This is a genomic window from Mesorhizobium sp. B2-8-3, from assembly GCF_006440815.1.
GTDB lineage: Bacteria > Pseudomonadota > Alphaproteobacteria > Rhizobiales > Rhizobiaceae > Mesorhizobium.
This window is the reverse complement of the sequence record NZ_VFTW01000011.1, coordinates 46,388-69,370: the sequence shown is the minus strand read 5'-3', so window position 1 is coordinate 69,370 and position 22,983 is coordinate 46,388. Positions and strand designations below refer to the sequence as shown.

Sequence of the window (22,983 nt, the reverse complement as noted above, 5' to 3'; positions counted from 1 at the left end):
ACGGCCCGAGGACCCAAATCGACTGGCGGCGCGGACAGCCGATCGACGCTATTTGCCGTTCCCTCACGCCTTTGCCGCAAGCGCCCTCGACTTGATGACCGTCGCCAACACGACCCCGACTACGATGAAGGCAGCGCCGAGCAGATCGTAGTCGTGCAGGCTCTCGCCGAGCAGCAGATAGGCAAGCACGGCGACGAACAGCGTCTGCAGGTAGAGCAGCATGCTTGCCCGGCTTGCGCCCAGCGCCTCCACGCTTTTGTTGTAGAGATAATACATCAGCGCCCCGCCGGGCCCCGCCAGATAGGCGAGCGCGAGCAGGCCGTTGCCGTTCAGGGCAGAGCGCTCGTCGTTGAAGATTTCCCACAGGTGGAACGGCAGCGCGACGAGCGCGCCGGCGCCGAGCAAAAGCACGACCAGCGGCAAGAGCTCGAGGCCGAACTTGGAGCGGCGCAGCAGCACCGTATAGAGCGCCCAGCAGAAGGCGCTGCCGACGATCCACAATTCGCCGATGTTGAACCGCAGTTGCACCAGCGCATCCAGCTTGCCATGCGCGACGATCACCAGCATGCCGGCAAGTGCCGCAACCGCGCCGAGCGACTTCCAGAGTCCGAGCGGCTCGCCAAGCACCAAGCGCGCGAGCACCATGGTCATGATCGGAGACATCGCCATGATGATGCCGGCCGTTGTGGCGTCGGTGTCGTTCAGGCCATGGTAGATCATGCCCTGGCAGAGCGTGAGGCCGATCGTCCCCACGGCGACGATCTCCAGCGGTCGCGAGCGCAGCAGCGCCAGCATGGCGCCGTGATGGCGGTGCACGATCGGCAAAAGGATGGCGCAGGCCAGCAAGAGCCGCCAGAAGCACAGCCCCCAGGGCGGCATTTCCGACGCCACCCATTTGGCCGCGATATAGACGCCGGCCGAGAGCAGCCAGCACAGCACGGCGGTGGGATAGCCGCCCAGGGATGATACCGCGGCGATGGCCGGCGGTTCCGGCTGATGGACTATCGGTATCGCCTGCATCGCATGCCCCCCGTTCAATGAACGTCAGCCCAGACGTAGCCGGTAGTCTACATCATCCCGGGGGTGTTACATATGGCTCCGACAAAGCCGTCCGGCACAGATCAATGCGGCGTGTCGCTGGCCATATGCAAGTGCTCCCAGGCCGAGCCGACGCGACCATGGAACTGTGATGCAAATCGTTCGGCTTCGATGTCTTCAAGGCCGTCGTCGACAAGGGCCTCGATGCTCCGCCGCAGCAAGGCGAGCTGCATCTGCCGCGCATGCCTTGCGTCGGTTTCACGCATGATGGCCGTGACGTGATAGGCCACGACCGGCTGGCCAAGGCAGGACAGAAGCGCGCTCGACCCGGCTGTCGCCGCAGTGACCGCTTCCTCGATGTTCATTCCGGCGCTCCCTCATCTAAGATGCTGGGCGCCTCCCCGGCAGACGGCGACGGTATCCGCCGCTCTTTTCTATTTTTTGGCAGTCGCGAGATCATCGCCCGCGGCCAAAATCAGTATCCTCCAGAACCCTATTAAAGGCGATCGGATAGTTAATTGATGGTTAACGGCAAAGCTCGCATCTTAGGCATCCGGCTTGGCCTGAAACGTATCGGTCAGTGACCCGGGATGTTTCGCCCGGCCGATGGCGCGAGGCTTTGCGAACCAGGGACCGAAACCGGCGCGCCGTGAAGCACCCAGCCCGCCGCGATTTGCCCTATCACAGGGGCGAGCTGGATGCCGTAGCCGCCGGCGCCGGCAGCGGTGATCAATGTCGGCTCCGAAAGATCTATCGGCCCGACGAAGGGGCGATGGTCGGCTGTCACGGGATAAAGGCCCGCCCAGCCCCGGCCGAGCCGCGCGCCAGGCAGATCGGGCACGCGCTCCAGAAGCAGCTCCGCCAGGTCGACCTTCGACTGCTCCTCGCACTGGTCGTTGTAGTTGTCGGGATCCTCGGGCGCGATCGACTTCACCTTGTGGATTTCGGCGATCAGTTCGTCCGGCTTTTCGTGGCGGAAGTTGAGCCCGCTGCCTTCGCCGTTCACGAGGTCCATGACCATCGGCATGGTGTAGCCGAGCGGCTCGTCGAGATGGATGACGACGGCTTCGTGGCGCTCGGGCCAGATGTGCAGACGCTGGCCGAAAAGCGCGGCCACCTGCGGCGCCCAGGCACCGCCCGCATTGACCACGGCATCGCAATCGATCGGTCGTCGCTTGCTATCGATCGGGTCGCCGCTGGTTTCCAGCGTATAGCCGCCCGGCCGTCGTTGCACGCCAAGCAGCTTGCGGTACTGGCGGATCTCGCCACCCTTGGCGCGGACGATGCCGGCCAGGAAATTGCACATTTCGTGCGGGTCGAGGAAGCCGTTGTCTGGCCCGAACAACCCGCCTTCGAGCCCGTCAGGATTGATGTGGGGAACGAGGTCTTTGAGTTCGTTGGCACGGAGCAGGCGCGACCTCAGCCCCGCTTCGCCCTGGATCTCGACCGATCTCGCGAACAGCTCCATCTGGGCGGGCGTGCGCGCCAGACGCAGATAGCCGATATGGTTGAAGCGAAGCCCCTCGCCCTCCCATTGGCGGAACCGGCGCAGCGAATGGACCCGCAGCATGATCTCGAACGGGTCGGTCAATTGCGATCCGACGACGCCGACCGACCGGCCGCTCGACCCAGAAGCGATCGACTGAGCTTCCAGCACCGTGACGCGCGCGCCCTGCTCGACAAGGTCGAGCGCCGTGCACATGCCGAGCGTGCCGGCGCCGATCACCGCGACATGAGGAGCAACTGTCATCTGTGGCTCGTCTGCTTTCACGACTGCGCGGCGATGTCGCCCAAGGTCTCGTCGATCGCTTGAAGAATGGCGCCGGCATCCGCTTCGGTCATCGGCGTCGACAGCGCGAACAGGCCGTAGCTGGCGGAGAGCACGCCACGGCCAAGCAGGCCCTTGTGGAAGGCGTCGAATTTTTTCCGCTCAGCCTGGCCGGGATAGATGGAGCGGTAATCCGTGACCGGATGCGACGTGAAATGAACTTTGAACAGCGAGCCCAGGCCGACGCATTGGCCGGCAAGCCCATGCTTTTCAAACGAGGCGGTGACCCCTTCGCGCAGAAATGCGCCCAACCGGTCGAGATGGGCAAAGCTCTCTTTCGTCAGCGCCCGCATCGAGGCAAGGCCGGCGCGCATGGTGACCGGATTGGCGGTGAAGGTGCCGCCATGCGGAAGCGCTGGTTTGCCGGCGGTCGGATCGAACACCGCCATGACATCGGCGCGCCCGCCCACGGCGCCGACAGGAAAACCGCCGCCGATGATTTTTCCGAGCGCCGTCAGGTCGGGCTCGATGCCCCACAGCCCTTGCGCGCCCGACCATCCAAGGCGAAACGAGATGACCTCGTCGAAGATGACCAGCGCGCCCGCTGCGTGGGCGATCTCCACCATGGCGTGAAGGTAGTCCCGGCGCGCCGGGATCAATCCCGCGCGGTTGGGCATCGGGTCGATCAGCACCGCCGCGATGCCGTCGCCTCCGGCGGCGAAGACGGCACGCAGCGCCTCGCTGTCGTTGAAGGGCACGGCGATCACGTCGTCCAGCACGCCGCGCGGCGTGCCCCTGGCATAGGGCGTCGACCTGGGCAGGTCGCCCCAGTTGGCGGGCGACGAGTCGAGGCTGACCTCGGCGAAATCGTAGGAGCCGTGATAGGCGCCCTCGATCTTGACGATCTTCGGCCGTCCGGTGAAGGCGCGTGCGGCCTTGATCGCCATCATCACGCCTTCGGTGCCGGAATTGGTGAAGCGGACCTGGTCGACCGAGGGCAGCCGCTCGACCAGGAGTTCGGCAAGCTCGATCTCGCTCAGCGTCGGGGCGCCGAAGGCCGTGCCGGAGGGCAATTGCTCGGCCACGGCCGCGGCGACGTCCGGATGCGCGTAGCCGTGGATCATCGAGGTGAAATTGTTGATGCAGTCGTAATAGGAATTGCCGTCGACATCCCAGACCCTGCACCCCTCTGCGCGCGCGGCGTAGATCGGAAACGGATCGACGAAGACGGTGGTGCGCGTGTTGCCGCCCGGCATCACCTTCCTGGCGCGCTCGAACAGGGTCTTCGATCCGGGCATGGCGTCGGGATAATGCGGCATGGCTCTCCGAAGGCGAATTCGACTTCTTGAAACGGCGGCGCAACCGCCGCTCGTCACGAAGCTAAGGTTCGTTTCCGCGCCGGCGCAATCGGCCAGGCCGGGCATGCGACCCGACCAGGGGCATCCCGATCATTTCGCGGCGGCTGCAACCGCGCGGTTCGGGTGCCTGAGATTGGTCGGCGTGATGCCGGTCTGCTGGCGGAAGACGCGGCTGAAATGGCCGGCATTGGCAAAGCCGCAGCGATAGGCGATCTCGCCGATCGCCAGGTCGCTGCCTTCCAGCAGCGACCTGGCGTAATGAACCCGCAGCGCCAGATAGGCGGCCATCGGGCCGATGCCGAGCTCGGCGCCGAACAGGCGCTCGAGCTGGCGGCGCGAGCAGTTCTGCCTGGCGGCGATCTCGGCCACGGGAATCGGCTCCTGCAGATTGCTTTCCATCAGGAGCAGCGCCCGCTTCACCGCGCGGCTCGCGGCGGCGGGGAAAAGGTCGCCGACCGGCTGCACGTCGCGGCTGGAGCGGATGCGGTCGAGCACCAGGATCTTGGCCGCCTTCTCCGCCGCCTTCTGGCCGATGAATTGCGAGACGAAATAGCCGGCGAGGTCGGCCGCACCGGTGCCGCCGGCGCAGGTGGCGCGGCCGCGGTCGACGGAATAGAGGCTGTCGGCATGGGCGTTCACATCGGGGAACTCGGCGCGAAAATCCTTGATGTGGAACCAGCTGACCGCGGCGCTGTAGCCGTCGAGCAGGCCATAGCGCGCCAGCACGAAGCTGCCGGTGCAGAGCGCGGTGAGCGGCACGCCTTTCGCGGCGGCGCGCAGCAGGAACGCTTCCTTTTCCGAACTCAGCTTGCGGTTGGTGTCGAGCAGGCCGCCGACCACCACGACATTGTCGAAATCCTCCGGATTGCCCATCGCCTTCGTCGGCAGCAATTCGACGCCGCAGCTGGCGCGGATCGGCAGGCCGCGCTCGCCGACGATCTCCCAGTCGAACTCGATCCTGCGGCTGCGGTCGCCCTCGTCGCCGGCCAGCCTAAGCGTATCGATGAACAGCGACAGCGGCGACAAGGTGAAATCGCGCACCAGGAGAAATGCGAACTTCTTGGCCATTCGCGAGCCGACCTCTCATTCGAGCCAGGCGCCATCCTGGACCGCCAGCCGCGACGTTTATCAACCGGCGAGCGGACTGGACAGCGCGTGGCCTTGAATAGCGGTTTGAACCGTTGCATGATTCCTCGCGCGCGCTTTCGGCGACCGCCGGGCGTCGCAATCCGGCATGGCGCCATCATCGCCGGACCTTCATCGAAACCGGCGGAGCCATCGGGCGATGACGACCATCCATCAGTTCGCTGTGTCGGAAGGGCAGGAATGGGTGCTGCCGGTCGATGACGAGACCTACGAGGAGTTCTTCGGCCTCGACGGACGCTCGCTGGAGGGCTGGCAGCCGCCGGTGATGCGGCGTGTGGAGGAAGGCGAGCGGCTCTATTCCGATTTCCCATGGCTCGGCGAGCACGCGCCGCTTTTGCGCCAGCCGACCGTCGACGCGCTGGCGGCGGCGCTGCGGCCCTATGGCGAGCTCGTCGCGCTGCGCGGCGAGAAGGTCTGGCTGCTCAACGTCACCAATGTGATCGACGCGCTGGACGAGGCGCGCTCGCAGATCGTGCGGTTCGAGGACGGCGACATATTGGCGATCGAGCGCTACGCCTTCGACGCGGAAAAGATCGGGACGGCGGAAGTGTTCAAGCTGCCGATGCGGGCCTCCCCGGTCTTCGTCAATGAGGTGTTCGTCGAACGGGTCCGCAAGGCCGGGTTGCGCAATGTGTCGTTCGAGGCGGTATGGACATCGGGAACGGCAATCGCTTGACGAATAACAGTTATTCCAATCATTGAGGTGGCGTCGTCCCTCATCCGCCTGCCCGCACCTTCTCCAGGGCAATCGCATGGGTGGTTCCCCCCGCTCCGTCGCTGCTTCGCAGCGCCGAGACGGAGTGGGGGAACCCCCTAGGCGATTTGCCGCATCCGCTGTGCCGCCGCCCCTGGCCCGCCCGCTGGGCGCATCTGGAGCATCGCTCTGGCCCAACCCGGACATGCACGAACGGGATGGCCATTATAACCAGACGCTTTATAACGGTCGCTGACATAGCGACGACCAAGGGGAGACGATGCGTTACATACGTCCGCTTTCAATCGAAGATGCCGTTGGCGAACTCGCCAAGGCGGTAGGACCGGCCGCGATCCTGGCCGGGGGCAGCGATCTTTTGGTGAGGATGAAGGGCGGCTTCATCGAGCCCGAGCTGATCGTCGACATCAAGGCGATCGGTGGCCTGGCCGACATCACCGAAACGGCCGACGGTTTTCGGATCGGCGCCGCGGTGCCCTGCGCGGTGCTGGGCGAGAACAAGGCGCTGCGCAAGGCATGGCCGGGCGTGGTCGAGGCGGCCAACCTGATCGGCTCCAAGCAGGTGCAGGGACGCTGCACCATCACCGGAAATCTGTGCAACGCTTCCCCCGCCGCCGACAGCGTGCCGGCGCTGGTGGCGGCCGCGGCACAAGCGGTGGTCGCCGGGCCTTCGGGCAAGCGCACCATTGCCGTGGAGAGCGTGCCGACGGGACCCGGCCGCACGTCTCTCGCCAAGGGCGAGATCATCGAGGCGATCCTGCTCGAGAAGCGGCCTGACCATGCGGGCGACGCCTATCTGCGCTTCATTCCGCGCACCGAGATGGACATCGCGGTGGTGAGCGCCGGCGTCAACTTGACGCTGGACGATCACGGCGCGATCAAGACCGCCCGCGTGGCGCTGGGCGCTGCGGCGCCCACCGTGCTTCTGGTCGAGGAAGCAGGCCAGGTGCTGGTCGGCTCGAAGCTCGACGAAGCCACGCTGGAGCGGTTGGCCAAGATCTGCTCCGGCGCCTGCCGTCCGATCGACGACAAGCGCGGCACCATCGAATTCAGACGGAAAGTCGCGGGCGTGCTGGCGCAAAGGGCCGCCGCTATCGCCTACAAGCGTGCGGGAGGCAAATAATGGCCGGTGTAGCTGTATCAACCACGATCAACGGCGACGCCGTCGAATATCTGTGCCAGCCCGACGAGACGCTGCTGGACGTGCTGCGCGACCGGCTGGGGCTGACCGGCGCCAAGGAAGGCTGCGGCACCGGCGACTGCGGCGCCTGCAGCGTCATCGTCGATGGCCGCCTGGTCTGCTCCTGCCTGGTGCTGGGCGCGGAAGCCGAGGGCCGCAAGGTCGAGACCATCGAAGGCATGGCGCATGGCGACCAGTTGCACCCGCTGCAGCAGAAATTCCTGGAGCACGCGGCCTTGCAATGCGGCATCTGCACGCCAGGTTTCCTGATTGCGGCCAAGGACCTGCTGGCCAAGAACCCCTCGCCCACCGAGGAGGAAATCCGCTTCGGACTGGCCGGCAATCTCTGCCGCTGCACCGGCTATGACAAGATCGTGCGCGCCGTCCAGGACGCGGCCCAAGTGATGAAGGGAGCGTAATCCATGAATTTCGATCCGCGCTACTCCGGACGCAATTTCTCCTCGGTCGGCACGCGGCCGATCCGTCCCGACGGCATCGACAAGGTGACGGGACGCGCCCGCTACGGCGCCGACTTCAACATGGCCGGACAGCTGGTCGGCCGTGTGCTGCGCAGCCCGCACGCGCACGCCATCATCAAGAAGATCGACACCTCGAAGGCGGAAAAGCTCGCCGGTGTGAAGGCGGTAATCACGGCGAAGGACCTGCCCGACCTCACCGATGGTGACGCCGCCATGTACGACATCCTCGACAACTCGATGGCGCGCAAGAAGGCGCTCTATGACGGCCATGCGGTGGCTGCGGTGGCGGCGATCGACGCCCGCATCGCCCGCCAGGCGCTGAAGCTGATCGAGGTCGATTATGAGGTGCTGCCGCATGTGACCGATGTCGACGAGGCCGCGCAGCACCACGCGCCGCTGATCAACGACCAGGTCTTCACCGAGGGGCTGGAGGAAAAACCGGCGAAACCCTCCAACGTCACCAAGCGCACGCAGTTCGGCCATGGCGATGTGCACAAGGGGTTTGCCCAGGCCGATTTCATCGTCGAGCGCTCCTTCAAGACCGAGCAGACACATCAGGGCTATATCGAGCCGCATGCCTGCGTGGCGAGCGTCAACCCGGACGGCACGGCCGACCTGTGGGTCTGCACGCAGGGCCATTTCGTCTACCGCCAGCACTGCGCCCAGCTGCTTGGGCTCGAAGCCTCCAAGCTGCGCGTCACCTCGTCGGAGATCGGCGGCGGTTTCGGCGGCAAGACCCATGTCTGGGCCGAGCCGGTGGCGCTGGCGCTGTCCCGCAAGGCCGGCCGTCCCGTAAAACTGGTGATGACCCGCGACGAGGTGTTCCGCGCCTCGGGCCCGACCAGCGCTACCTCGATCGACGTCAGGATCGGCGCCAGGAAGGACGGCACCATCACCGCCGCGGAAGCGACGCTGCGCTACAGCTGCGGCCCCTATGCCGGCTCCTGGGCCGAGATCGGCGCCATGACGGCGTTCGCCTGCTACAAGCTCGAAAACGTCAAGACCGTCGGCTACGAGGTGCTGGTCAACCGGCCCAAGACCGCGGCCTACCGCGCGCCGTCGGCGCCGATGGCGGCCTTCGCGGTGGAAAGCTCGATCGACGAGCTTGCCCGCGAGATCGGCATGGACGCGGTGGACTTCCGCATCAAGAACGCCGCGCAGGAAGGCACCCGCGCCTCCTACGGTCCGGTCTACGGGCCGATCGGCATCGGGCCGACGCTGGAGGCGGTGAAGAAGCATCCGCACATGAAGGCGCCGCTGAAAGCCAACCAGGGGCGCGGCATGGCCTGCGGCTTCTGGTTCAATTTCGGCGGCCAGACCTGCACGGACTTGAACATCGGCATGGACGGCTCTGTCTCGCTGGCCGTGGGCACGGTGGATGTCGGCGGCTCCCGCGCCTCGCTGTCGCTGGTGGCGGCGGAAGAGCTCGGCATCGACTACAGCAACGTCAAGGCGATCGTCGCCGACACGTCTTCGCTGGGCTACAACGACATGACCGACGGCAGCCGCGGCACCTTCTCGTCCTCGATGGCGACGATCTCGGCCGCGCGCAACGCGATCAAGATCTTGCGCGACCGCGCGGCGCAGATGTGGGATATCCCGGTTGAGGACGTGGTCTGGGAAAAGGGCCATGCTATCGCCAAGGGCGAGAAATACGGCAACCTGTCGCCGCTGTCGCTGAAGGACATCGCGGCCAAGTCGGGCACGACCGGCGGCCCGATCGCCGGCCATAGCGAGCTCGTCGCCGACGGCGCGGGCGTCTCCTTCGCCACCCATATCTGCGACATCGAGGTCGACCCCGAGACCGGCGCTGCCAGGGTGATCCGCTACACAGTGGTGCAGGATGCCGGCAAGGCGGTGCACCCGACCTATGTCGAGGGCCAGTACCAGGGCGGTGCCGCGCAAGGCATCGGCTGGGCGCTCAACGAGGAGTATATCTACGGCAAGGACGGGCGGCTGCAGAATGCGGGCTTCCTCGACTACCGCATCCCGGTCTGCTCCGACCTGCCGATGATCGACACGCAGATCCTGGAAATCCCCAACCCCAACCACCCCTATGGCGTGCGCGGCGTGGGCGAAACCTCGATCGTGCCGCCGCTGGCGGCGATCGCCAACGCAGTGTCGAATGCCGTCGGCGTGCGCATGACCCACATCCCGATGTCGCCGCCGCGGATTCTTGCAGCGCTGGAGGCGGAGCGGGAAGGCTGATGCCGAAAAGCGCGCAGCGGTTTTCGGCTGACATCACCCGATGAGGAACTAATGGTCGCCGTCACGCTCTGGGGCTCGCTCAGCGCCGTCGCCGGCGGCAAGGCCCAGCACGAGATCGAGGCCAAGGACATAAGGGAGCTGTTCCGCAAGCTGGCGGAACAGTATCCGGGGATAGAGCCCTGGATCGACCGCGGGATCGCGGTGGCGATCGACGGGGTGATTTATCGGGATACGTGGGGGAAGGAGTTGCCGGAGGGGGCGGAGATTTTTCTGCTGCCGCGGTTGGCTGGGGGGTGAGTGAAACCGACGGCTGGCCGCCGCCATACGTCCCATTGGCTGTCGGGCCCTCACGCAAACTCCCGCTGCTCTTTGCTTTGGCAACGGGCGGCGACGAATGCGTCGACAGCTATGTCTGACGACCGTTCCGGACCTTTGTGGTGGCGGCCCTTACCGTCTAAGCCCGAAAAAGCTCAAGATGGCGAGAATGACAACGACGAGGCCGATGAGATAGATAATGCTGTGCATGGCAGGTCCTCCTATGGAGGACTAATAATTAGCGTTCGCTAATGTTCCGCGGGCGGCTGTTCCAAGCGTCCTTCGTTCGAATGGCGATGACTTTAGCATCGACTGATACACCAATATCAGCCGGCGCCCCGTATCTAGTCCGTGCCCCCGCCGGTCAGGCCCGGCTCGTGGGCAACCCCGCTTCGAGCCGGGCCGCTCATGATTGTCGGGCTGGTTATCGGTTTGGCCGGTCTTCGCGCACAACGTTGTAGAGAAGAAGCCCCGCAGTCAAAGACACGACAGCGCCCAGCATGTCGTGGCCGGTCAGCCCCGAATAATACACAAAAGCAAATGCCAACTCGGCCATGGTTCCACCTGGGTGTGCGATCCTTGCTGAGAGAACCCTTAGGGCGCGCTAATGTTCCTGTGGTTCGGCGTGGATCTAAGAAGTCGAGACCGCGCCTGCTCATGTGGCCTTAAGCGCGCGAAGGGTTGTGTGCGTCAAGTTCTGCAAAAAGCGGCGGCCATGCATACTGGTCATGCGGCTTGGCGCAAAGCGAGCTTCTTGTGCTCGCGCAGGTCGTCCATGTTGATGTAGCGGTTGGCCTCCATCCAGTTTCGTTGGTCTCGACGGCCAGCGCCCTGACCAGGCGCAGGCAGCTTTCGGTGTTCGGGAAGATGCGCACGACATAGGTGCGGCGCCTGATCTCTTCGTTGAGGCGTTCGAGCATGTTGGTCGGCTTCAGGTGCTTGGCGTGCTGGCGCGGCAGGCGGAAGAAGGTCAGCGTATACTCGACGGTCTCCTCCACCTACGTCGTCAGCCGCGGATAGCTGCCCGACCATTTGGCAAGCCACGCGGCGAGATCGGCCTTGGCTTCGGCGAGATCGCGCTTGTCATAGAGCCAGCGCAGCTCCTTGCAAGCAGTCGTCGCCATGTTTCCTCAGCAGATGATCGAGCGCGTTCCTGAGGAAGTGCACGTAGCAGGGCTGCCAGGCCGCTTCCGGGATGACCTCGCGATCGCCGCGACCAGGCTGGCATGATCGTCGGACACGACCAGTTCGACGCCCCTGAGGCCGCGCGCCTTGAGCGCGACGAGGAAGTCCTTCCAGGCCGAGCGGCTCTCGCGATTGGCCATCTCCACCGCCAGGATCTGGCGCCGGTCGTCCCAATCGATGCCGACCGCGAGAGGGAAGCCAACCTCAGCATGGATGACATGCTGGCGTTTCAAAGGGTCGCGGACGTGCTGGACAACGGCCATGGCGGCATCGACGTCGACGACCTGATAGCGCTTTCGTTTGTGGTGTCGGTTGAAAGTTGAGGGTATCGCGGGCTTTGTCCAACTTGGTCGAAGTCACTCTCTGGGCTCTCTTGGCACCGTCGCCGGAGGCCAAGCACGACATCGAGGCCAACGACACGACGGAGCTGTTCCGCAAACTGGCGGAACAGTATTCTGGGAGCCGTGGATCGATCGCAGGATCGCGGTCGCGATCGACGGGACAATCTACCGGGATACGTGGTCGAAGGAGCTGCCGGAGGGGCGGAGATATTTCTGCTGCCGCGGTTGGCTGGGGGTGGTGAGGCAGCGGTAAGGCGAGCGCGTTCAACGATCTGGGTCGCGCGTTAATATTGAATCAATTTCCCTCGTAGCGAGCCTTACCCGCTCGTACACTTCAATTAGCGTCACTTTACATAGCTCATCTGTCAATTTTTGGTCGAACTCAACGGGATTTCGCGTTCTTCATTCTTGCTTATTTTCTTTTCGCCAGAGATCCCTTCTTGGCCAACTTCCGTAGCACCGCACCAGCCCTTTCAAAAGAATCTCTACCCCAAACGGACTGAATACTCTTCTTTCGGGATATTTCAGCCGCCCTGCCGGAAAGGTCGCGAGCGTGATACCAGATGAGGTCTTGCAGATAGCGTTCGGGGTCCAGCACGGCGAAAAAAGACAACTCAAGCGCTTCAACCAGCCTGTAAGTTGCCCGAATAAGCGACGTTGCTTCCTTGAAAAGGGACCCGCCCTGGGAGCAACCTGACCAAAAAACCAGCGATCAAAACGGCAATATCGCTACATCTAGGTGACTAGACTTTCACTACGAATATTGCAACGTATTCCGTTGAGAGTGAGGCGCTCTTAGATTCTTCGACTGGCTGCCGCGGAGGGTATTATATTGGACGTCAAGGAGAGCAACTTCTTCGCGGCAGCGCTGGAGATCGGGGAAAGCGGCGAGAACGATACACTCCCTTACGATATAGACGCCAGCTTTATTCGCGACAAAGCACAAGATATTTCGCGAATTTGCTTCGAACTATTCAAAAGTATTGACTCCAAGCCTATAAAGCAAGCTGCCGCCTTCATGAACGAGATTACGGTAGGCGCTGAACGCCTGCTAGCGCCTTCTGGCTCACACGGTTTTCGTATTACCACTAAAATACATCCGTTTTGGAATCTATACCTCAATGGCCTTGGCTTATCTATTGCCGAAGCAAACGAAGGCAGCCGAAGCGGCAGGGCGCATTCCTATCGACTTTGCCGCGACGTGCGTGACTTCCCCTCGTTCTTCGACAGGTCCCGCTCGTGGAGATCCTATAAAGAAGCTACCTTACGGGAAGAAACTTTGAACAATGACGACAGCGTCGTCGTCCAAACGGACATATCTAGCTACTATGAGCATATCTACCACCACCGATTGGAAAACCTCCTGAACGACCTGAGTCCTGAAGGGTCCACAGTTGCAGTACAAATCAGCCGGATTTTGAGCAAACTCTCTTCCGGTCGATCCTTCGGATTGCCCGTGGGAGGACAATGCGCTCGAATCCTTGCGGAGGTCATGCTGTCTCCGATAGACATGTCTCTCTCCGACGCCGGTATAGTCTGGCATCGTTATGTAGACGATTTCACACTGATATGCGATTCACAACAGGACGCTTATCGTGCACTCTCGACACTGTCTCATTCACTTGCTGACTACGGTCTTTCTCTAAATAAAACTAAGACAACAATTCTAAGCTCTAAGCACTATATGGATTATATTTCTGCTCTAATCGGCCATGGCGAGGATGCGAGCACGGCACTAAGGGAGCTTGACCTACACTTTGACCCTTACTCAGATGCATCGAGAAGCGAGTATGAAGAACTTAAGAAATCTTTTGAAACCATAGATATTCAATTCCTCTTGGACATTGAGAAGCAGAAATCGCAGCCCGATAACTTTGTCTTGGCCCAAATAGGACGAGCTCTAAAATTTCAGGAGCCTACGGTTGCCGCTCAGCTTTGCGCAACGTTACTAGACGTAGCGAACCTAGATTCTTTTAGGGCATCGTGGGCAAAAATTTTACGCGGCGTATACTCCGTTCGTGCGAACGAAGATTTCGCCGCCGTATTCGATCAGATCGATGGCCTCTTGGATAGATTGCCGGCGGCTGCATCGCACCTACTTATGCCAGAGGCCAACTTACTACATTATTTGAGAGCTATCCGTTTTCGACGAACAGATGTGCGCGGTCGTTTTGTACGACGTACCTATGATGGATCTTCGTCGCAGGCGGTAAGACGTGCCTGCATCGATTGCTGGCGGCATTGGGGTGACCGCGCCAGCTTTATGCGCCTTAGGAATCAATGGCAAAATCTCGGCCCCGACGAGCAAAGAATGGTTTGGCTTGCTGCCGGGAACTTCGGGGATGATGGAGCACATGCCAGAAGTCAATTGCGGAGAACGTTGACGCAGGAATGGCGGCTTGGTTTTGAGCCGAACGTCGGGCCCACTTTTGCTTCGTGCTATGAAGACTGGGTGACAAATGGCTCTTAGCAGGCTCCCCCTAAGGGACCCACGGACCGTTGCGCGGGACATCCCCGGGGTATTGGACGTCCTTTTCCCTCGATTGTCTGGGGGGTTAGTAGCATCACTGAATAAGACAATGTTTTCGTTTCGCGAGTTGGGTGCAATCCCGATTGAGCTAATTGAACAAAGCCGACTGCAGAAAGCGATGCTGTTCGAGGTGGCGATGGCTCGCGTCGATTTCGTGCTTGATGGGCTAGCTCAGGCGACATGGGACGACTGCCTCAAACTAGCTGCAAGGCGCCAGAGCCAGCACTATGATGCGAGGATTCCCACAAAACTCGAACCGTCTGACATCGACGTCGCTGCGCTAGCTGCGCATAACCTAATGGCAATGCTAGCAAGTGTGAGAGAGCAACACCTGGACGTCCCCCTAGAGCGATCTCCTTTTATACCGGGATACGGATGGATTGCATCAGGGAACGGCGACTTTTCGATGGGAAACATTCTTATTGAAGTTAAGCATACGGACAGGAATTTTGTATCAGGCGACTTCAGGCAGGTGCTTATATACTGGCTTCTCAAGTACGCATCAACGATAGAGAAAAGGGATGACGTATGGTCCGATTGCTTGCTGCTAAACCCTCGGCGAAATTGTGCTTTGCTTGTTAACTTTGACTATTTGGCTGAATCGGCTTCTGCAAACTTAAGCCGCGTCGAGCTGTATGAGCTTTTAAGGTCCATAGCAGGGCGCGATTTTGACAGACGATGAGGAACGCGGATGGCCTCATTGAAGTCACGCCCCCTCACACCCCTAGCGTAGGCTCGGTATTCACCTCCAGCGCCTCTTCGGCCTCATCCTCCTCGCCGAGCACCTTGCCATGCACACCGAGCGCGCGGCCGATCCAGATCGGGTCGACCAGGTGGTCGCGCTTGGGGTTGGTGGTGTTGGGGTGGATGAGGATGCTGAGGGCCCCGTGGTTCAGCATCAGCCAGGGGACCAGTGTGGCGAAGATCTCGGTGGCGAAGGAGATCTGGTACATGGCCTGCTGGTGCGGCGAGCGGTAACAATCATGACACTTGCAGCCCAACCGTGCCATCTTCTTCTCTGAGCCAATCGCCAGCGCCGAAAGATGACCAGTCGATGCGCCAGACAAAAAGAAAACGTCAAGTCCTCGATATGCTCGTTCAGAGTCAACCAACTGGCGTGGCGCTGCTGAACGAGCTTTGCTGCCGCTACTTGGAGGGGGAAGCCTCGCCCGGAAGTTCAGGAAAAGCAGACCGTCGAAAGTCGTTTAACAGGACTGTCCTATCTGGTTTCACGGGCTTGGAGGTCCACTATCTTGCTGACAAGCAGTACATTTATGAAGAACTCACCGCCGGAATATTCGCGCGCTGGGCAGTTTGGGAACTGCTGGATCAAAAATATCTCTCGGGATTCCCGCGCCCAAAAGAAATGATCGTTGCAGTCGGAAGGGACGCTTGCGCCGCTTTTTCGGTCCTTAAGCGAGATCAACTGGCCGTCATTGGACCGGCAACGTTCATGAAAGATATCGTGATTCTCGGGAACCGAAAGCTGGATTTCTCGGATTTTTATAAGCTCTCTGAGATACCGTGGGCGCTATGGTGTTTCACGGAGGGCGGTGTAACGAACGATCCGCGCTTCCCCGTAGCCAAGCTAGCTCGGCTTCCCTATATAGTTGAATTAGAAGGGAAATCTGAGATATCTACCGCGAGAAAGCGCCTACCTTACCGCTGAAAGTCGTTAGCTTATTGTCCCGGGATTCTTGGACATTAACTGCGTTTTTTTGAAGGAGATGATGCCGACCACGGCTACCGCGAGGTTCAGAATAGCTGTCAGAATGTCGACGTATTCCATACTCGAAATTTACCGGAAGATGTAGACAGGGACAAGACACCACACGCACTCCCCCCTCACGCCCCCAGCGTCGGCACCGTGTTCACCTCCAGCGCCTCCTCCGCCTCGTCCTCCTCGCCCAGCACTTCCCCATGCACACCGAGCGCGCGGCCGATCCAGATCGGGTCGATCAGGTGGTCGCGCTTGGGGTTGGTGGTGTTGGGGTGGATGAGGATGCTGAGGCCGCCATGGTTCAGCATCAGCCAAGGAACCAGGGTGGCGAAGACTTCGGTGGCGAAGGAGACCTGGTACATGGCCTCAGCGTGCGGACCGACCGGCTCGTCGCGCCAGTTGCCCAGCCGCACGCGAAAACGCTCGCCGATGCGCTGGCGCAGCCATTCGGCCTGCCGGCGCTCAGCCGCATCGCCATAGTAGATATGGGCGTGGTAGCTGGCGATCTCCGCGAGCGGTCTCGGATCATGTGGCGTGGCGTCGTTCATCGCGATGCTCCCCTCCCTGATGGTTCAGTCTGTCGTGCGGAACTCTAGGCGGTTCTTCGTTGCCTGGAAACGGCGGGCCGCTCTACAGACTGTTTAGCATCGGCGTGTTTGGCGCGTGATCGCAGACGCCGGCGCTGGCCCCCACTCCGTCTCGGCGCTGCGCGCCGAGCCACCTCTACCCCACTTTGTCTACGCTATGCACACATCTTCTGTGACTGGCGCGACTGATCAGGCCGAGGCTTGATTGCCAGGTGGTTCCCCCAATCCGTCGCCGCTTCGCAGCGCCACCTTTCCCCCCTCCGGAGGGAAAGGAAGGGAGCGTTGCCGGACGGGCGTTGACGGCAAAAAAGCTTGGCGCCTTTCCTCTACCCCGTCGATCGGGGGAGAGGTGGCTCGGCGAAGCCGAGACGGAGTGGGGGTCGACCAGCGCTGCATAAGACAATGCATGCGCCAAGCTGCCATGCACGCTATCGCCAAAGGCCAGCCGCGTGGAATGTGTGCATGCCGTAGTCCATTTCATGGGGGCGAGGAACGCTAACCGCCAAGGCCGCGACCTCGGCCGGCTTTCTTGCCGCTCAGCCGCTCGACCGCGTCGACGATCAGGTCGCAGAATTTTTGATGGTCGAGCTTCATCGCCACGGTGTGGCGGAAATTCACCTGCTCGCTCGCCGTACCGCCGAAGTGGCGCATGCCGCCCATCTTTTCGAAATTGCAGACCGTCATGCCTCTGGTCCAGCGCCCGGCGGTCTCGACGCGGATGTCGGCCTTGTCGGTGGTGAAGACCCTTGCGTCGATCATGGCCGCCACGCAGCAGGCGTCATGCACGGCGGGATATTCGATCTGCAGGAGGCCGCCATGCGTGGTGGCGATGAATTCCCAGATATCGAGGATGAATTTGGCGATCGAACCGCCGACGGCGCGCACCCTGTCCTGCAGCTCAGGCGTGGCCAAGGCCTGGTGCGTGAGGTCGAGGCCCACCATGGTGACGTCCCAGCCGGCGCGGAACACCATTTCGGCGGCCTCCGGGTCGGCATAGACGTTGAACTCGGCCGCGGGCGTGATGTTGCCGCGCGTGAAGCTGCCGCCCATCGCCACCACCTTCTTCACCCGGCCGACGATGCGCGGGTCCTTGCGGGCCGCGAGCGCGACATTGGTGTAGGGACCGACCGGCACCAGCGTGACGGTGTTCGGCTCATGCGCCATGACGGTATCGATGATGAAGTCGACGGCATGCCGCCTGTCGAGCTCGAAGGAGGCCGGCGGCAGCACGGGGCCATCGAGCCCGGTCTCGCCATGGATCTCGATCGCCAGCACCTGATCGCCGACCAAAGGGCCGGGCGAGCCCTTCGCCACCGGCACCTCGATGCCATAGGCCGTGCAGGTGGCCAGCGCGTTGCGCGTGGTGTTCTCGACATTGTGGTTGCCCGAAACCGTGGTGATGCCGAGCAGGTCGATGTTCGGGTTGCCGGCCGCAAGCAGGATGGCGATGGCGTCGTCGTGCCCCGGGTCGCAGTCCAGGATGATCTTTTCCATGGTTCCTCCCTGCGGCGATTACAGACTGGGGTGTGTTGCGGCGTCAAGGTTCGTCGGTTGGCACAAAGGCGGGTGCAACATCGCGGATGCCGGCGCTGCCCCCCGCTCCGTCTCGGCTTCGCCGAGCCACCTCTCCCCCACTTTGTCGGGCGAGGAAATGCTAATCGGCAAGGCGCGGCCTTTGCAAGCTTGGGTTCCTCGCCCCCGCCAAAGGTGCGGGAGAGGTGGCTCGGTGCGCAGCGCCGAGACGAAGCGGGGGAGCACCGCTGGCGATTACGCGCCACGTTAGAGTGCCCCTACCCCTTGCTGCCATTCCCGCCGCTGCCCCACAGCGCGCGCTGCAGCAGGCCTCGCGCGCGCTTCTTCGGCGCGAGCTCGACGTCGCTGACCAGCCGCGCCCCGTCCTGGCGCCGTTCCAGCGTGATCTTACGCGTGTGGAAGGCTTCCAGCTCGGCGCGATGCGCGACGCTGATGATGGTTACCTGGGGCAGCTCCTTGATCACCGTCCGCATCATCTTGTCCTGGCTCTTCTCGTCCAGCGCCGAGGTCGCTTCGTCGAGGACCACGATGTCAGGCGCGTGCAGCAGCAGGCGGGCGAAGGCCAGGCGTTGCTTCTCGCCGCCCGACAGCGTCTGGTCCCAGGGCGCCTCTTCCTCCAGCCGGTCCTTCAAATAGGAGAGGCCGACCTTGTCGAGGGCAGCGTCGATCTCTTTCGTCTTCCAGTTGTCGGCGGCGGCGGGATAGGCGGTGGCGCGGCGCAGCGTGCCGGACGGGATGTAGGGACGCTGCGGCAGCATGAACAGCCGCTTGCCGGGGTGGAAATCGACGCTGCCGCTGCCCCAGGGCCAGAGACCCGCGATGGCGCGCACCAGCGTCGACTTGCCCGAGCCGGATTCGCCCGAGACCAGCACGCGCTCGCCGGGCTCGATCATCACCTCGGTTTCCTTGACCACGGCGGTGCCGTCGTCGAGCGTCACGGAAAGATCGTTGAGGCTGAGCATCGCCCCGTCTTCGGTCTCGCCGCGCTGGATGCGGCCGAGCTTGTCGTTCTCTTCGGCGCGCTCCAGCCCGTCCAGCGACATCATCAGCGAGGCGATGCGGTGGGCCGACGCGTTCCAGTCGGCCAGGCGCGGATAATTGTCGACCAGCCAGCCGAAGGCGCCCTGCACGATGGCGAAGGCGGAGGCCGCCTGCATCACCTGGCCCAGCGACATCGAGCCGTCGAGGAATTTCGGCGCGCACAGAAGCACCGGCACCACCGGCGCGAACAGGCTGGAGCCTTGCGAGACCAGTGCCGTGCGCATGTGCTGGCCGGTGAGCCGCGCCCAGCGGCCGAGCACGCCGGCGAAGGTGCGGTCGATGCCGGCGTTCTCCTCCTCCTCGCCGCCGAGCAGCGCGATGCTCTCGCCGTTTTCGCGCACGCGCGTCAGCACGTAGCGGAACTCGGCCTCGGCCTGGTTCTTGTCCTCGGAAAGCTGGACGAAGCGGCGGCCGATGGCGAACATCGAGGTCGAGGTGATCGCCGCGTAGATGACCGCGGTGACGACGAGGAAGCCGGGCACGGTGATGGTGGAGCCGCCCAGCGTAAAACTCAGCGCGCCGCCGATGGTCCACAGCACCACGATGAAGGTCGAGGCCGACAGGAAGGCGTTGAGGACGCCGGCGATGAAATCGACCGGCGATTCGGTGGCGATGCGCAGATCCTCGGTCAGGCGGGCCTCGGGGTTGGCATGGTCGCCCTTGACGAGGTTGAGCTGGTAGTAGCGGCCGCTGGCCAGCCAGCGCTGGATGACGGCCGTGGTCAGCCAGGAGCGCCAGCGCCGCTGCATGGTCATGCGCAGGTAGACTTGCGCGACCACCAGGCTGATGCTGCCGGCGACCAGCGGCAGGAAGATGCCGCTCAGCCAATAGACGGTGTGGGCGTCGCGCTGCTCGATGGCGTCGAAGATCGCGCGGTTCCAGCGATTGATGCCGTATTGGAACCCGACATTGACGCAGATCAGCGTGAGCAGCCCGATCGTCAGGGGCCAGGCGAGCCTGTCGCCGTGCAAACCCCAATAGCCGCGACCGCTGATCCAGAAGCGCCGCAAAAGGTATTTCTTGCGCGCCCGCTCGGCTTCCTCCGGCGAAAGCGCGGGACCCGGCTCGGCGGCCTCCGGCGGCGGCGACCCGGCATGGCCGATGGCTTCCGGTGCTGCTTCGGCGGGCGCCTTTTGCTTAGGCGGGTTCTCGTCGGCCTGTGGCTTGCGTTGCCGGACTTCGTCGTCCTTCAGCTGGTCTTCTTGAAGTCTGTCCTGCCGCGCCTTCTGCGCGCGCGGCTTCGCGGCGCCGCGCGGTTTCGACTGGCGCGGCTTGTCCTGGCGCAGCGGCGCCGAACGCGGCTTGCTTGCACCGCGCTGCGTGGCGCTGTCGGCCGGTTTCGGTTTGTGCTTGGCCGGGGGCATCGCGCGACAACGGCCCAAAAATCAAAAGGTTTCATGCGGGCCGCCCACGCCAATCGCCGAGGGCGCTCCCCCTCTCCGTCTCGGCTTCGCCGAGCCACCCCGCCTTTGGCGGGGGCGAGGAACCGCATGCATTGTCTAATGTAGCTCTGGTCGACCCCCACTCCGTCTCGGCTTCGCCGAGCCACCGCTCCCCCGATCGACGGGGTAGAGGAAAGGCGCCAAGCTTTTTTGCCGTCAACGCCCGTCCGGCAAGGCTCCCTTCCTTTCCCTCCGGAGGGGGGAAAGGTGGCGCTGCGAAGCAGCGACGGATTGGGGGAACCACGTGGCAATCAAGCTCAGGTCGATCAGTCACGCCCGTCACACTCTCGGAGCGCTCCGCCGCTCCGAGTGCCGCGCCTCACGGCAACCCTACCCTTTCCAGGCTGCTTGCCTGCTGGGTCACGGGCGAGCGACCCATCACGCGGCGTTGCCGCTGCGAGGATTGCGCAACGGCTCGAAAATAACCTCAGCGGCAGCGGCGTCGAAGGCCAGCGCGTCTCGCATCGGCAGCGCCGCCGAAAACAGATAGCCCTGCGCGATCATGCAGCCCAGCGAGCGCAGGATCATGCGGTCGGCGTCGGTCTCGACGCCCTCGGCCATCACCTCTATCCCCAGTGTCCGGCCAAGGCCGATGACCGCCTCGACGAGCGCCTGGTCTTCCACGGATTTCGCCAGGTCGCGGACGAAATCCTTGTCGATCTTGATCTTGCGGATGCGGCTGTCCTTCAGCGACACCAGGGTCGAGAAGCCGGTGCCGAAATCGTCGAGCACGATCGATATGCCGGCATCCGCCAGGCGCCCGACCTTTTCGTCGACCCGGTCGCGGTCGACCGGCGCCTCCTCGGTGATCTCGATCTCGAGCATCGCGGCGGGCACATTGTTCGCCCGCAGGCCGGTAAGGATCATGTCGTCGACATTGCCGGCCTCGAGCTCGCGCGGCGAAAGGTTCATCGCGACCCGAACATCGAGGCGCCCCTGTTTCACGAGTTCGCCGATCATGGCGCAGCAGTTGAGGAAGACCGTCTCGGTAAGAAGCGAAAGCAGGCCGGTTTCGCGCGCGGCGGTGACGATCTCGGGCGGCGAGATGGCGCCATGGACGTCATGATGCCAGCGCAGCAGCGCCTCGAAGCCGACGACCGCGCTGCTGTCGAGCCGCACCAGCGGCTGGAACCAGGAGCAGAGCCGGCCTGCCTCGATCGCGCCGCGCAGGTCGCGCTCGATGCGGTTCTTGCGTTCCAGCGCGGCGTCGAGCCCCGCGTCGAACAGGCAATATTCGTTCCTGCCGCCGCGCTTGGCCGCGTAGAGCGCGAAATCGGCCTTGAGCAGCATTTCCGTCAGGCGCGGCTTTTCCGCCTGATAGATGCCGATCGAGGCGCCGACGCGCACCGAATTCAGCTCCGGATCCGGATTGGCGATGGCCGCGATGATGGCCGACGCAAGCTCGCCGGCCTGCTGCGGACACCTGTCGGCGGAGAAAAGCAGCACGAACTCGTCGCCGCCGATGCGCGCGATCGTAGCGCCCCGCGGGGCGTGGTCCTCGATCCGGCGCGCCACCTTGACCAAAAGGTCGTCGCCGATGTTGTGGCCATAGGTGTCGTTGACGGATTTGAAGCCGTCGAGATCGATCAGCATGGCAACGAACGGGCCGTCGGAAAGCCCGAGCTTGGCGATCGCCTGCTCCAGGCCATAGCGGTTGAGAAGGTTGGTCAGCGGATCCCGCCTGGAATTGCGCTCCATCTCGGCGGCGAATTCGCGCGCCTCGTATTTGAGGCGGCTGGTCTCGCGGAAACGGGACTGTCCGAGCAGCGCGCTCCTGATCATGCCGCCGAGAAAAAGCAGGATCGTGAAGGCGAGCACGCCATTTTCGACGCCGCCTTGCGCGAACACGCAGCCGGCGGCGGTAAGAAGCGGCAGGACGATGAAGTTGATCGAAGCCGGCACGTAGGAGGTTCCATAAGTGACCGAACCGGCCGAGGTGCCGGCAAGCACGATCAGATAGAGCGGCGCCTGCGGCGTGGTGTATCCGTCGCTGAGCAGCGCCAGGAAAGACCAGGCGACACCCGAGGCCAGCGCCAGCAGGCCATAGAGGGAAAGCCGGGCGCCCACCGCCTCCGGCCTGTCGTCGGCAGCATCCGACTGAACAGCGGCAAGCACCACACGCGCGCCATTGATCAAGGCGGTCGCGATAAACCACAGCACCGTGGCAAGGCCGCCGCCCGACAAGAGCTGCACCGCCAGGATCAGGGCCGAGAGCACCGTGCCTATGGGCATCGAGATGAAGACGCACTTGCTCAGATCCGCAAGCTGGTCGCGCAGGATGCCTGCTTCCACGGCTTCGCTGCGTCCCTCGGAGGAGAGACCTGCAACCAGCCGCTCATCATGCCCTGTCATGGCCATAGTGGTTAGGCGAGCGGAATGAAAATCGTGTTAAGGATTTCA

At 63.0% G+C, this 22,983-nt stretch carries 19 protein-coding genes and 1 pseudogene; 8 read left to right on the top strand and 12 right to left on the bottom strand.

From position 1 onward, the window contains the following. Positions 1-63: 63 nt before the first annotated feature. From FJ418_RS17835 to FJ418_RS17815, 5 genes are all read right to left on the bottom strand, one after another. Positions 64-1,020 carry an EamA family transporter gene (locus FJ418_RS17835; protein ID WP_140867752.1) on the bottom strand — a complete coding sequence of 319 codons (957 nt, stop codon included), beginning with the start codon at positions 1,018-1,020 and terminating at the stop codon, positions 64-66. A gap of 101 nt (positions 1,021-1,121) precedes the next feature. Continuing rightward, positions 1,122-1,403, bottom strand: a complete 282-nt coding sequence (locus FJ418_RS17830; RefSeq protein ID WP_140785672.1) for a hypothetical protein — start codon at positions 1,401-1,403, stop codon at positions 1,122-1,124. A 212-nt stretch (positions 1,404-1,615) separates the two neighbouring features. Then, positions 1,616-2,788 (bottom strand): FAD-dependent oxidoreductase, encoded by a 1,173-nt coding sequence (locus FJ418_RS17825; protein ID WP_140867749.1) that lies wholly within the window; start codon positions 2,786-2,788, stop codon positions 1,616-1,618. A 17-nt stretch (positions 2,789-2,805) separates the two neighbouring features. After that, positions 2,806-4,125: an aspartate aminotransferase family protein gene (locus FJ418_RS17820; protein WP_140867746.1), complete on the bottom strand. Its 1,320-nt coding sequence runs from the start codon at positions 4,123-4,125 to the stop codon at positions 2,806-2,808. A gap of 129 nt (positions 4,126-4,254) precedes the next feature. Further along, a complete protein-coding gene (locus FJ418_RS17815) occupies positions 4,255-5,232 on the bottom strand; it encodes a GlxA family transcriptional regulator (protein ID WP_140867743.1) in 978 nt (325 codons plus the stop codon). Between the two features lie 217 nt (positions 5,233-5,449). Between FJ418_RS17815 and FJ418_RS17810 the strand changes: the two genes are divergently transcribed. The 5 genes from FJ418_RS17810 to FJ418_RS17790 all read left to right on the top strand — a co-directional run bounded on the left by FJ418_RS17810 (position 5,450) and on the right by FJ418_RS17790 (position 10,186). Further along, positions 5,450-5,986 (top strand): DUF1629 domain-containing protein, encoded by a 537-nt coding sequence (locus FJ418_RS17810; RefSeq protein WP_140867740.1) that lies wholly within the window; start codon positions 5,450-5,452, stop codon positions 5,984-5,986. Positions 5,987-6,284: 298 nt separating this feature from the next. Then, complete coding sequence (locus FJ418_RS17805; RefSeq protein ID WP_140867737.1) at positions 6,285-7,145, top strand: xanthine dehydrogenase family protein subunit M; 861 nt, start codon at positions 6,285-6,287, stop codon at positions 7,143-7,145. Further along, positions 7,145-7,621, top strand: a complete 477-nt coding sequence (locus tag FJ418_RS17800) for a (2Fe-2S)-binding protein (protein WP_140867734.1) — start codon at positions 7,145-7,147, stop codon at positions 7,619-7,621. Before FJ418_RS17805 ends, FJ418_RS17800 begins: the two co-directional genes overlap by 1 nt. A 3-nt stretch (positions 7,622-7,624) precedes the next feature. After that, on the top strand, positions 7,625-9,889 hold the full coding sequence (locus FJ418_RS17795) for a xanthine dehydrogenase family protein molybdopterin-binding subunit (protein ID WP_140867731.1): 2,265 nt from the start codon (positions 7,625-7,627) through the stop codon (positions 9,887-9,889). Positions 9,890-9,940: 51 nt separating this feature from the next. Beyond that, complete coding sequence (locus tag FJ418_RS17790) at positions 9,941-10,186, top strand: MoaD/ThiS family protein (protein ID WP_140854928.1); 246 nt, start codon at positions 9,941-9,943, stop codon at positions 10,184-10,186. Between the two features lie 442 nt (positions 10,187-10,628). On the opposite strand, the gene FJ418_RS32570 is transcribed toward FJ418_RS17790, so the two are convergent. Both FJ418_RS32570 and FJ418_RS17785 read right to left on the bottom strand, forming a co-directional pair. Beyond that, positions 10,629-10,760, bottom strand: a complete 132-nt coding sequence (locus tag FJ418_RS32570) for a hypothetical protein (RefSeq protein ID WP_263484016.1) — start codon at positions 10,758-10,760, stop codon at positions 10,629-10,631. Between the two features lie 170 nt (positions 10,761-10,930). Next, positions 10,931-11,652 (bottom strand): annotated as a pseudogene (locus FJ418_RS17785) (transposase). 910 nt (positions 11,653-12,562) lie between these two features. On the opposite strand from FJ418_RS17785, the gene FJ418_RS17775 reads away from it, so the two are divergent. Both FJ418_RS17775 and FJ418_RS17770 read left to right on the top strand, forming a co-directional pair. Continuing rightward, entirely contained in the window at positions 12,563-14,200 is a 1,638-nt protein-coding gene (locus tag FJ418_RS17775; RefSeq protein ID WP_246683092.1) for an RNA-directed DNA polymerase, read from the top strand. A gap of 109 nt (positions 14,201-14,309) precedes the next feature. Then, a complete protein-coding gene (locus FJ418_RS17770; RefSeq protein WP_246683091.1) occupies positions 14,310-14,942 on the top strand; it encodes a hypothetical protein in 633 nt (210 codons plus the stop codon). A 34-nt stretch (positions 14,943-14,976) separates the two neighbouring features. On the opposite strand, the gene FJ418_RS17765 is transcribed toward FJ418_RS17770, so the two are convergent. Continuing rightward, positions 14,977-15,261: a DOPA 4,5-dioxygenase family protein gene (locus tag FJ418_RS17765; RefSeq protein ID WP_348643109.1), complete on the bottom strand. Its 285-nt coding sequence runs from the start codon at positions 15,259-15,261 to the stop codon at positions 14,977-14,979. Positions 15,262-15,314: 53 nt separating this feature from the next. On the opposite strand from FJ418_RS17765, the gene FJ418_RS17760 reads away from it, so the two are divergent. After that, positions 15,315-15,929, top strand: a complete 615-nt coding sequence (locus FJ418_RS17760) for a hypothetical protein (protein WP_140867719.1) — start codon at positions 15,315-15,317, stop codon at positions 15,927-15,929. 176 nt (positions 15,930-16,105) lie between these two features. Here the strand turns inward: FJ418_RS17760 and FJ418_RS17755 are convergent, their stop codons facing one another. The 4 genes from FJ418_RS17755 to FJ418_RS17740 all read right to left on the bottom strand — a co-directional run bounded on the left by FJ418_RS17755 (position 16,106) and on the right by FJ418_RS17740 (position 22,935). After that, complete coding sequence (locus FJ418_RS17755; RefSeq protein WP_140867716.1) at positions 16,106-16,528, bottom strand: DOPA 4,5-dioxygenase family protein; 423 nt, start codon at positions 16,526-16,528, stop codon at positions 16,106-16,108. A 534-nt stretch (positions 16,529-17,062) separates the two neighbouring features. After that, positions 17,063-18,061, bottom strand: a complete 999-nt coding sequence (locus FJ418_RS17750) for a nucleoside hydrolase (protein WP_140867713.1) — start codon at positions 18,059-18,061, stop codon at positions 17,063-17,065. A 296-nt stretch (positions 18,062-18,357) separates the two neighbouring features. Beyond that, positions 18,358-20,505: an ABC transporter ATP-binding protein/permease gene (locus tag FJ418_RS17745; protein WP_246683090.1), complete on the bottom strand. Its 2,148-nt coding sequence runs from the start codon at positions 20,503-20,505 to the stop codon at positions 18,358-18,360. A 456-nt stretch (positions 20,506-20,961) separates the two neighbouring features. Continuing rightward, complete coding sequence (locus FJ418_RS17740) at positions 20,962-22,935, bottom strand: GGDEF domain-containing phosphodiesterase (RefSeq protein ID WP_140867710.1); 1,974 nt, start codon at positions 22,933-22,935, stop codon at positions 20,962-20,964. Between the last annotated feature and the right edge of the window lie 48 nt (positions 22,936-22,983).

Excerpts from the sequence above, each read along its gene's own strand:
- FJ418_RS17825 (WP_140867749.1), bottom strand. The coding sequence starts at position 2,788 with ATGACAGTTGCTCCTCATGTCGCGGTGATCGGCGCCGGCACGCTCGGC.
- FJ418_RS17805 (WP_140867737.1), top strand. The coding sequence starts at position 6,285 with ATGCGTTACATACGTCCGCTTTCAATCGAAGATGCCGTTGGCGAACTC.
- FJ418_RS17750 (WP_140867713.1), bottom strand. The coding sequence starts at position 18,061 with ATGGAAAAGATCATCCTGGACTGCGACCCGGGGCACGACGACGCCATC.
- FJ418_RS17795 (WP_140867731.1), top strand. The coding sequence starts at position 7,625 with ATGAATTTCGATCCGCGCTACTCCGGACGCAATTTCTCCTCGGTCGGC.
- FJ418_RS17740 (WP_140867710.1), bottom strand. The coding sequence starts at position 22,935 with ATGACAGGGCATGATGAGCGGCTGGTTGCAGGTCTCTCCTCCGAGGGA.
- FJ418_RS17745 (WP_246683090.1), bottom strand. The coding sequence starts at position 20,505 with ATGCCCCCGGCCAAGCACAAACCGAAACCGGCCGACAGCGCCACGCAG.
- FJ418_RS17820 (WP_140867746.1), bottom strand. The coding sequence starts at position 4,125 with ATGCCGCATTATCCCGACGCCATGCCCGGATCGAAGACCCTGTTCGAG.
- FJ418_RS17830 (WP_140785672.1), bottom strand. The coding sequence starts at position 1,403 with ATGAACATCGAGGAAGCGGTCACTGCGGCGACAGCCGGGTCGAGCGCG.
- FJ418_RS17835 (WP_140867752.1), bottom strand. The coding sequence starts at position 1,020 with ATGCAGGCGATACCGATAGTCCATCAGCCGGAACCGCCGGCCATCGCC.
- FJ418_RS17800 (WP_140867734.1), top strand. The coding sequence starts at position 7,145 with ATGGCCGGTGTAGCTGTATCAACCACGATCAACGGCGACGCCGTCGAA.
- FJ418_RS17770 (WP_246683091.1), top strand. The coding sequence starts at position 14,310 with ATGTTTTCGTTTCGCGAGTTGGGTGCAATCCCGATTGAGCTAATTGAA.
- FJ418_RS17755 (WP_140867716.1), bottom strand. The coding sequence starts at position 16,528 with ATGAACGACGCCACGCCACATGATCCGAGACCGCTCGCGGAGATCGCC.
- FJ418_RS17760 (WP_140867719.1), top strand. The coding sequence starts at position 15,315 with ATGCGCCAGACAAAAAGAAAACGTCAAGTCCTCGATATGCTCGTTCAG.
- FJ418_RS17810 (WP_140867740.1), top strand. The coding sequence starts at position 5,450 with ATGACGACCATCCATCAGTTCGCTGTGTCGGAAGGGCAGGAATGGGTG.
- FJ418_RS17815 (WP_140867743.1), bottom strand. The coding sequence starts at position 5,232 with ATGGCCAAGAAGTTCGCATTTCTCCTGGTGCGCGATTTCACCTTGTCG.
- FJ418_RS17790 (WP_140854928.1), top strand. The coding sequence starts at position 9,941 with ATGGTCGCCGTCACGCTCTGGGGCTCGCTCAGCGCCGTCGCCGGCGGC.
- FJ418_RS32570 (WP_263484016.1), bottom strand. The coding sequence starts at position 10,760 with ATGGCCGAGTTGGCATTTGCTTTTGTGTATTATTCGGGGCTGACCGGC.